Consider the following 9243-nt stretch of genomic DNA (forward strand, 5'->3'; position numbering starts at 1 on the left):
GGGTTCCACGTAATGATTAGGCTTACTGATAGGCACAAGACTATCCGTTATTTTAAGAGAGTCCTTGTGTCCTCAGATACGTGGGGCCGCTCCAATGCGACGGATTGCTTCCAGGAAAGTGCTTGAACACGGATCACCAGGAATCGCTTCCACGTCTCGCATGGCGTTCAGAACCTGGCCATGCACCATGTCCGCCTGTCGTACTGCCCGTGCGGCGAACTCGGCAAGACTTCGTTCGTCTCTGGCCTGATTCATCTCACTTGCAACAAAAATGCCCGCGAGTACCGGGATCGCGACAACGGTTAGGAGGACGATCGCCTGTGTCCAAGTGCCGATGGTTCGGTCCAAACTGAAGATGCTTGATAGTTGCTGATTCATCGGCTGGACGGTCGTTGCGCGAAACAGGAGAAATGCCGGTGGCCCTGTTGGTTCCGCAGTTCCGGATGCGTCCACATAGTAGACATGGCGCCCCCGTCGACTGAATCCTCGCACAAACCGTCGCGTCTTGAACCGATATCACGGAATTGTCCCAGCAACGCGAAACGGGCGAGAGGGATATTCATGTGAAATGACTCCCCAGAAATAGGCAGCCAAGTTGCTGTGCATGCAGGAGGCATGGGGGACATTGCTCCCCCTCAAGCTCCTCAATGACCTGCGGGGGAAGTATATGTCATGCTCAGATTGTTCTGAGATGTGCCGAACCTCGCCGACGGACGTCGGAGGAATTGGATTGGCCGAGGTGATTGCCGCAATGCGGGCGCGCTTTTGGTTAGTTATAGCGGCATCTGCGGTGGTGTTCACGATTGGGGTCGTCTTCCTGGATAGGTACGTTTACCAATACAGGACTGAAGCATTTCTGGATCTGCGTCGAGACCTACTGGTATACAACACTCAGCGATATGCTTTCTATGACAAGAAGCAACTCGCGCTGTATCTCAAATCTCAGCCTGGGCTCGACTCTGAAAAGGAGCGCCTGTTGAACGAGATATCGGAGAACTTTATTCGCCGAAACGTGATACCGTTGTTAAATAGCTCGCAAAAGGGGGGCGATGGTTCTGTGGTTGTGGGCCTGGAATTACATTCGCAGAGCCGTGACTCGGCCGAGAGCGCGGTTGGTCGGCTTAGACTGCTGGCGGGGTACATCATAGACACCCAGTTGATGCAATCCATGCGCAATACGTTGCGCGACGGCTACTTGGCGTCGATGGCGCGGAGCCGGCAACTCGATACGCAGATCATCGACAAGTCCACGCGGCTGCGGGACATGGAACTATCGCTCAAAGAGATGAGCGGGATTGCGGCCCGCACTCCTCCCGCGCGGGAATTGAGTGAGCAACGGTTGATATCCAACGTAGGAGAAGCTGGCCGGTATCTACCTCCGAGAGTGCAGGTCATCGGCATTGAGTCTTCGATGTCTAGCCTGCGTGGAGAATTGCGAGGGCTAACAGTAGAACGGGAGCGCAATGGCATTCGGCTGGGTTTCTATCGCAAGTTGTATGAAGTTCTGCCCGAATTTCGTTCGGGCGCGCAGATGTTTGAGTTCTTCAGTACATTCGTTCACGACTATTTCGCCAAATCCGGCGAATCCGAAAACGCTCAAGTGGTTCGTAACGAACTGATGGCTGCTGTCGTGGACCATTTGCGCGCGCAACGTCTGGACCGCCTCTATTTCACTGCGGGACCGTCGGTTCCAATATCGCGTTCTGGCCCGATCCCGCTGTTCGGCGCCATCGTTCTGCTCGCATCGTTCTGTGTCGCTTTCGGCATTGTGCTTGCCCTCCTCGTGAATGCCGTAAGCGTCCGTTGGAAGGCGGCACGAGCGATCAACTCGTCAACTCGGCCAAGCATGCCGGACCGTCTGAGCGTTGCGAGCGGTCCTGTCGAATGATGTTCTTTTGAATTCATGTTGTTTTGTACCGCATTGACTATGCAGGTGAAAGGGTGCGCGAATGGGCCGCAAGTTTGTTTCGTTTGGAGTGCCGTATCGCGCCCGGACTGATACACATCGATGGCGCTCACATGCCATGTTGGTAGTCATGTCGCTGGCATTCTCGGCGTTGGTTGGCAGGGCATTCTGGATTCAGGTAGCCAATTCGGATTTTTATATTGCACAGGGGCGGGCGCGTTATCAGCGGCGCGAGTCTCTGCGTGTGCCCAGGGCAAAGATCGTCGACCGCAATGGAAACATACTCGCGATTGGCGAGCCGATTTACGATCTTTGGGTCGACCCGAATCGCTTTGCCGGAGCCTCTATTGCGCAGCTCGAAATCGTATCGTCAGCGTTGGACGTTTCGGTGGAACGGCTCAAGCGTTACAGGCTTGCGAGCAGTCGGTTCATCTATCTGAAGCGCTTGGTCGACGTCGACACGGCTGAGCTTCTACTGGCAAAGGAGATCCCGGGCCTCTACGGTGTGCGTGGCGAGAAGCGGTACTTCCCGGAAGGGGAGTTAGCCGCGCAAATTATCGGACTTGCCGGCCGTGCGGGGCAGGGCGTGGAAGGTATAGAACTCGCTGCCAACAAATGGCTGAAGGGATCTGTTGAGCGCCGGGTCGTTGTTGTTGACCGGCTCGGGAGGGTTGTCGAGGACCCCGAGTACGCCGGAATTCCCGAGCCGTCCGCGAACGTCGTGCTTTCCATCGATCGGAATATCCAGCGCATGGCTTTTGATGCGCTCAAACAGGGCATCGAGCGCTCGGGAGCCAAGGCGGGCTGTGCGATCGTGGTGGACGTCGTGTCAGGTGAGATATTGGCTCTGGTCAACATGCCGACATTCGACCCGAACGATGGTGCAGATAAGCAAATGACGCCAACCAGAAATCGGGCACTGACCGATGCTTTCGAGCCTGGCTCGACCATTAAGCCGATTGTCGTGGCGCTCGCCCTTGAAAAGGGGGTGATCAGTGAAAGGACGAGGTTCGATACCGCACCGGGAACACTAAGATTCCACGGCAAAGTCGTGCACGACACATCGAATCACGGATGTATCGACACCACAGAGGTCATTTCCAAATCGAGCAATGTTGGAATGGTCAAGATATCGGAGCTGTTGTCTGCGACAGAGATGTGGCGGAATTTTAGAGCATTCGGACTTGGTGGCCTGCCCCTCTCCGGATTTCCGGGGGTCACTGCCGGAGTACTGCACCCGCCAACGCGGTGGCGTCCGATAGAAAAGGGAACGATGGCGTATGGGTATGGACTCTCCGTTTCGATCGCCCAACTGGCAAGGGCATATCAGGTGCTCGCCAATGATGGGGTCATCATGCCGCTCTCGCTCTACCATTCAGAGGGCGGGCATCTTCCAGGGACTCGCGTCATTTCCTCCGCGACCGCCAGGTCGGTTCGTTGGATGCTGGAAAAGACGGTTGAACCCGGTGGGACTGCAACGATGGCGAGCGTGCCGAGCTATCGGGTCGGCGCCAAGACGGGCACTGCTAGGAAGAACGATGGCAATGGATACCGCAGCGGACAATACCTCGGTATCATGGCTGGCATCGCGCCCATGTCAAATCCTCGCATCGTTGTCGCTGTGATGATCGACACTCCCACAAGGGGGACGTTCTATGGCGGACCGGTAGCCGGGCCTATCTTTGCCCGCATCGTAAAGGGGGTGCTTCCCTATTTGGGCGTCGTGCCTGACAAGGCGTTGAGCGCCGTCGGGCGGTTATCGAAAGGAGGCGCTGTTATCTCACGCAGGCCGCCAGAATGAGCAAGAAAAATTATGATAAACGTTGGAGTGATAGCAAATAATCATGTAGTAATGGCGGCGGTGCGTGGAGTTCTTGCATCGTCCGCCGATGTCAATGTAATGCACTTTCGCGACCTCGCTTTCCCGGAAACGGTGATAAAGCATAGCGATGACGTCGATGTGTTGCTTTGTGAACCTGTTTCCCTCCGCGTCTTGAATAAGATGCGTGCGAAATTTCACCGTGCGGGTAGTAAAAGTGTTATGCGAATATTGTTTCTGGGCATGCCGCCGGCGGAACGTACGCTGAGAAAGTTCATTCAGAGCGGGGTGTTCGGCTTCGTGGGAATTACCGCCGCCGACTTCGTCGCAATGCCGGAGGCGATTCGGGCGGTCGCGTCGGGCGAATTCTATTTTCCATCAATGGCGCGCATTGGTGATGGCTCGATCGGTGGATGCCGGTGAGCCGGACGTCGGAGCAACTTTGATGTGAGGAATGAATGGAGAAAATCCGTGTAGGTGTCGCGGACGATCACGAGGTAATTCTGGTCGGGGTGGAAAGTGCATTGGGTCAATGCGCTGACATTGACTTGTGCTTTAGCGTGAGCACTATCTCCGATCTGCTGGAAAAGCTGGCATCGGAGACGATCGACGTCTTATTGTGCGACTACGAGTTTGCCGGCGATCCTCATGCAGACGGAATATCCCTGCTAAGGCGCATCCTTCGCATTGCGCCTCAAACGAAAGTGGTTTTTTTGAGCATGCACACGGCGCCGCATATTCTTGCGGAAGCCATGAGTGCCGGGGCTGCTGGTTATATCGGGAAAAGCAGACAGGACTTTGTAGACCTATGTCATGCGGTGAGAAGCGCTAATCGACAAGCCGGATTTCTTCCCGAATCGTTGGCGAGCCAGTTGCTGGCCACGGTGTATTCGGGTGGAAGGAAGGGGAGTGGACTCGCGTCGCTATCGGTGAAAGAGGCGGCCGTCGTGCGCATGATCTGCAGTGGTCTATCGATCACTGAGGTCGCTCAGCGTTTGAATCGAAGTCCCAAGACCATCAGCAATCAAAAGAATGCTGCCATGCAAAAGCTTGGGGCCAAGAATGACGTTGAGCTGGCGAATATCGTGAGAGATTTGTACCGGTGAAGCGTTGGGGGCGGTTGCAGCCACCAACGAGATGGAACCTCAGATGCCAAAGTCACCGCTGCGCAAAGTCCTGCGTTACAACAAATCGGTTCTACTCACATGTCTCGGCATTCTTTCATTCGTCATTCTGGCGGCAAGCGTACTTATCGCACTTCGCGGCGTTCGGGACGCGGAAGAAGACAGAATCGCTGAATTTGTCGAAAGACGCGAGCGCCTGGAATTGGTGGCGGACCAAGTGTCATCGCGTCTGATGCAATTGGTCGACCTCTACGAAGGTCTTTGGACGTTCCACGAGGGAGAGTCTGTACCGTCCGAGAGGTATCGTCGGGCATTGTTGCTCCAACAAGGTGTTGTGCAAAGCGCTGACGATCTGACTGCGGTGCCATTCACCATCGCAAGTAATCTGGTCGGAACCGCAGATTCAGACCGATTATCCCTCTATCTAAGATTGGTGCGAGCCGTTTCCGCTGCGCCGTCGATAGACGCACAACGGCTTGCGGGGATCCGGTTGACGGCCGTATTGTACGCGCCCGATGGCGCATTTGCCGCAGCCAGTCCATCCTATTCCGACGCAGCGTTACGAGCAATGCGGTTATGCAAACCGCGCGACGTAGTCGCGCGGCTCATCGACGGCGTGGAGGCGGCCTACGCCGTGGCCAAGGCGGGGAAACGACCGCTTTGGATCGCTGCACCCGGCAACGACGCGGGGGCCACGGCGACGATTGTCATCCCCATCATCAAGGACGGAGAACGCGTTGCCATGCTCGCCGTCAATGTGCCGAGCGTGCAGTTTGTCCAGTATTTTCGCAACCTTGAAAATTTGCCTGGCTTCCATGTGCTGTCCGAAAACGGATATCCGTTGCACTACGGTGTCGAGACAGACGAAGAGCGGCGAGTGTTCGGCGTGGTGAGTGCTGAAAGGCAGCGAATCGTCAATCATGACTCGAAAATCCTGACGTTCTGGCGAGCTGGCACCCTTGTCATCTCTCAGCGTGTGAAAGGGCCGGAATGGATCGCAGTATATGCGATCCCGTTGAGCGCCTTTTTGGCAGGTATATCCCCCTTGTACTGGGCCTCTGCAGCTTTAACGCTCCTTGCATTGTCCTTGTTATGGCTCTTGTACTTCTTCTATCGCCGATGGGTTGCCACGCCGATGGAGAGTGAAGTCGCACGGGCTTCCGAGCTCGAAGCATTTCGACGTAGCGTACTGCAGACCTTGCCTGTCGGCGTCGTCGTTTTTTCCATGGGGTCCCGTCGTGTGCTGTACGTCAACACGCTCGCGTGCGAGTTGCTCGGTACCGCATCGTTCACGCGCATCAAGCAGTTTTGCGACGATGTGTTGACCCAAAGTGGATATTGCGGCGAGGTTGAAGCCAAGGCATTGATGGAGTGTTCGTGGGCGCAAGACGGAAGCGAGGAGGTGGCGCTGGGGGTCTCGATCGGAGCATCCAGGTTCGACGGAAACGATGTGGTGCTGATTGGCATGCTCGATTTGTCGGACAGAAAGGAAAAGGAGGCACTGCTGCAAGCAGCAAAGTTGGCAGCGGAGGCTGAAAACCGAGCGAAATCACTTTTCGTTGCGGCGATAAGTCACGAGATTCGGACGCCTTTGCACGGTGCGATGGGCAATCTGGAGCTACTAGCGGCACAGGACATCCCACCGGAACATCTTCAACGTGTTGCGGTAATTCGCAGCGCCTTTGACGGCCTGTTGACATTGGTTAACGACATTCTTGACGCGACGAAGATCGAATCGGGGACGATGCGTATTTGTGCGCGGGAGGCCGTCGTCAGCCAGTCCGTCACACGAGCTATCCAGAACTTTGCACCGGCGATTCTTGCGAAGGGGTTGACGTTGTCCTACGCGGCAGATGAGGCGCTCGATCACCCCTTGAGCGTCGACGATCTGCGCCTCGGGCAGATCTTGCAGAATCTCCTGAGCAATGCGGTGAAGTTCACAACAAGAGGAGGTATTTCGGTTCGTTCCCGTTGGGAGACGGCACAGGCGAACGGGGGAACGCTTGTTATCGATGTCCAGGATACCGGCATAGGCATCTCTTCAGACGTACAACGCCGATTATTTCAGGCACTCGACCAAGGCGATGATGGCATTGAGCGGAGGTTCGGAGGTACAGGGCTAGGCTTGTATCTATGCAGGCAACTCGCGTCGCTGATGGGGGGCACGGTCGATGTCGACAGTGATCTCGGTACGGGGGCCCGATTCCGTTTGCGTATTCCTGCGACGAAGGTGGATGCCGCCCTCGATGCCTGGCCGTCACTGGCTGGAATGAAAGTTGCCATTAGACGTACCGGGGCGGCGGCGAACGCTGCTCTCGCCACCTGGATGGAAGCGATTGGCGTGACGGTCTGTGAGGATGGCGCGGCTCACGTTGACTTGACCATCGCGTTGTTCGACGTTTGTGATCGCGACGCCCGGTTGCTAGACGCGTCGCAAAGCAACAACACGGCTTGCTTACTAAGGTTAACCCCGGACGGCCCGTTGGTGCCGACGCACGACGATGTGTCAATGCATTTGACATCGCTTGATTGGCTTGCGTTACGTAGATTTCTGCATGAGCACCACAGCGGATTACGCTATTCCGAAGCCACAGAAGCGTTGGGGATCGAAGCGGTGGAGGGCGGAGCGGTTATCGTTGCCGATGATGATGAGGTCAGTCGCACTCTGCTGTGCGAGCAACTCCGAATGCTGGGTGTTTCGGACGTGCGGGCCTATGGCGACGGTGAACGTGCCGTTGCCGCACATCGGAGTCGTCCGGCGGCCCTGCTTTTTGTCGACCTGAATATGCCGAAGCTTGACGGACGAGGGGTGGTCCGGCGCTTGAGGGCGATGAAAGACGGGGTAAAAGTGGTCGTGGTCACCGCGGGTGGCGATGCGGAAATTGATGGATTCCCCAGCTATTTCGACGACTCTCTGCAGAAACCGGTGACATTGTCACAGGTATCACGAGCGCTCGTTCAACATCTCGTCCCCGATGCCGGCGACGCCCCCGCAACTCGGCATGCTGAGAAGGGTTTGCCGGACGCGACAATCGCCGATCCCATCTTGTTGCGTATGCAACGGGCATTTGTCAATTCGTGGAGCGAGGACCGCCCACATTTGACGATTTCTGTTGAGCGTAAGGACGTTACGACGCTGCGACGCCTGTTGCATCGAGTAGGGGGGGCTCTGAGCGCGCTTGGCGAAGATGCTATGGTGAGTGAGGTGAATATGTTGCAGGTTCGCGCTTCCAAAGGTTGGAGTCCCGACATGGCGTCGAGCGTGACGGCGCTGTTGGCTCGTCTTGATGGCCTTGTGCGAACTTATGCCACTGAAAACGTGGCAAGCAACGATACCACGCGCTAAGACGGTACTTGCGCGGCTCGGGGTCCGGTGCCTGTTGCCGTGCTCAGCCTATTCTCGTGCCAGCTTGTCGCGCAGCGCTACGTTGTCGAGTAAGCTCAGTGCGAGCAACTTTCGGAGCTCGTTGTTCTCCTTCTCCAGCGCTTTCAAGCGAAGCTCGATCTCCTGGCGCTTTTCGCCGAACTTGGTGCGCCAATTGTAATAAGTGGCTTCTGAAATACCGTACTTCAGGCAGAGTTCGGCCGTCGTTTGACAGCCCCGGGTCTCGCGCAGGATGTCGATGATTTGTTCATCCGTGTAGCGCTTTTTCATATCGTGTTCCTCGCGGATTTTTGGTCACGAGACTTTGACCGGCGAACAGAATCGAGATTTCCTCGTCCGGTTCCGGGGCATCTCAAATCCAAAAAAAGCCCGCATATCCATGCGGGCCCTAAAAACGCTTCGTCGCTGAGAGCGTTTCATGATCAATCTATGCATTATTTCATTATCGTACTAGCTCGTCCAATCCCTGCTTTCGCGGTTCCGTGGTTTATGTGGAGGTCATTCGAGCGTGCGTTCATGACCGAGCAGCTTTCGACGACGCTTCGGAACATCGGCCACATTTCCGGTTGATTCCAAAAATATCGCGAAATTTCGCGTTCAATTTTAGGCATATCGTGGTCGGGTGACCTGCCCCCGTCAATAGGGCCAATGGGCTTCTAGCAAAGTCCCTTTAAACCAACTCCTGGAAAGCGGCAGGAGCATCCGCGGTTGCCCGATGTTTCGCCGCAAACTCTGACGGCGCAAGGTAGTTCAGTGCGCTATGCGGCCTTTGCTCGTTGTAGTCCTGACGCCATGCCGCGATGACAGCCCGAGCGTGCGCGAGCGTCGTGAACCAGTGCTCGTTGAGGCATTCGTCGCGGAACTTGCCGTTGAACGATTCGATGTACGCATTCTGCGTTGGCTTGCCCGCCTGAATCAACTTCAGTGTGACGCCGTTCGCATACGCCCACTGGTCAAGCGCGCGGCTCGTAAATTCGGGGCCCTGGTCGGTTCGCACCGCCTTGGGATC

General features: G+C 56.1%; 8 protein-coding genes. 5 read left to right on the plus strand and 3 right to left on the minus strand.

Annotation, left to right across the window (positions count from 1 at the left end; all coding sequences use genetic code 11):
- Positions 1 to 72: 72 nt before the first annotated feature.
- Entirely contained in the window at positions 73 to 378 is a 306-nt protein-coding gene (locus tag CDN36_RS21965) for a CSS-motif domain-containing protein (protein WP_287497910.1), read from the minus strand.
- 352 nt (positions 379 to 730) lie between these two features.
- Between CDN36_RS21965 and CDN36_RS21970 the strand changes: the two genes are divergently transcribed.
- The 5 genes from CDN36_RS21970 to CDN36_RS21990 all read left to right on the plus strand — a co-directional run bounded on the left by CDN36_RS21970 (position 731) and on the right by CDN36_RS21990 (position 8195).
- On the plus strand, positions 731 to 1888 hold the full coding sequence (locus tag CDN36_RS21970) for a hypothetical protein (RefSeq protein ID WP_287497911.1): 1158 nt from the start codon (positions 731 to 733) through the stop codon (positions 1886 to 1888).
- Between the two features lie 136 nt (positions 1889 to 2024).
- Positions 2025 to 3707 (plus strand): peptidoglycan D,D-transpeptidase FtsI family protein, encoded by a 1683-nt coding sequence (locus tag CDN36_RS21975; RefSeq protein ID WP_287497912.1) that lies wholly within the window; start codon positions 2025 to 2027, stop codon positions 3705 to 3707.
- A gap of 12 nt (positions 3708 to 3719) precedes the next feature.
- Positions 3720 to 4148 (plus strand): hypothetical protein, encoded by a 429-nt coding sequence (locus CDN36_RS21980; RefSeq protein ID WP_287497913.1) that lies wholly within the window; start codon positions 3720 to 3722, stop codon positions 4146 to 4148.
- Positions 4149 to 4183: 35 nt separating this feature from the next.
- Positions 4184 to 4831: a response regulator gene (locus tag CDN36_RS21985; RefSeq protein ID WP_287497914.1), complete on the plus strand. Its 648-nt coding sequence runs from the start codon at positions 4184 to 4186 to the stop codon at positions 4829 to 4831.
- 43 nt (positions 4832 to 4874) lie between these two features.
- Positions 4875 to 8195, plus strand: a complete 3321-nt coding sequence (locus CDN36_RS21990) for an ATP-binding protein (RefSeq protein ID WP_287497915.1) — start codon at positions 4875 to 4877, stop codon at positions 8193 to 8195.
- Positions 8196 to 8243: 48 nt separating this feature from the next.
- Here CDN36_RS21990 and CDN36_RS21995 read toward each other — a convergent pair whose 3' ends face one another.
- Complete coding sequence (locus CDN36_RS21995) at positions 8244 to 8504, minus strand: transposase (RefSeq protein WP_047907107.1); 261 nt, start codon at positions 8502 to 8504, stop codon at positions 8244 to 8246.
- Positions 8505 to 8904: 400 nt separating this feature from the next.
- Positions 8905 to 9243: integrase core domain-containing protein (locus tag CDN36_RS22000; RefSeq protein WP_287497916.1), on the minus strand; the 339-nt coding region annotated here is incomplete at its 5' end.

The organism is Pandoraea sp. CB10b_02, from assembly GCF_002216225.1.
GTDB classification, from domain to species: domain Bacteria; phylum Pseudomonadota; class Gammaproteobacteria; order Burkholderiales; family Burkholderiaceae; genus Pandoraea; species Pandoraea nosoerga.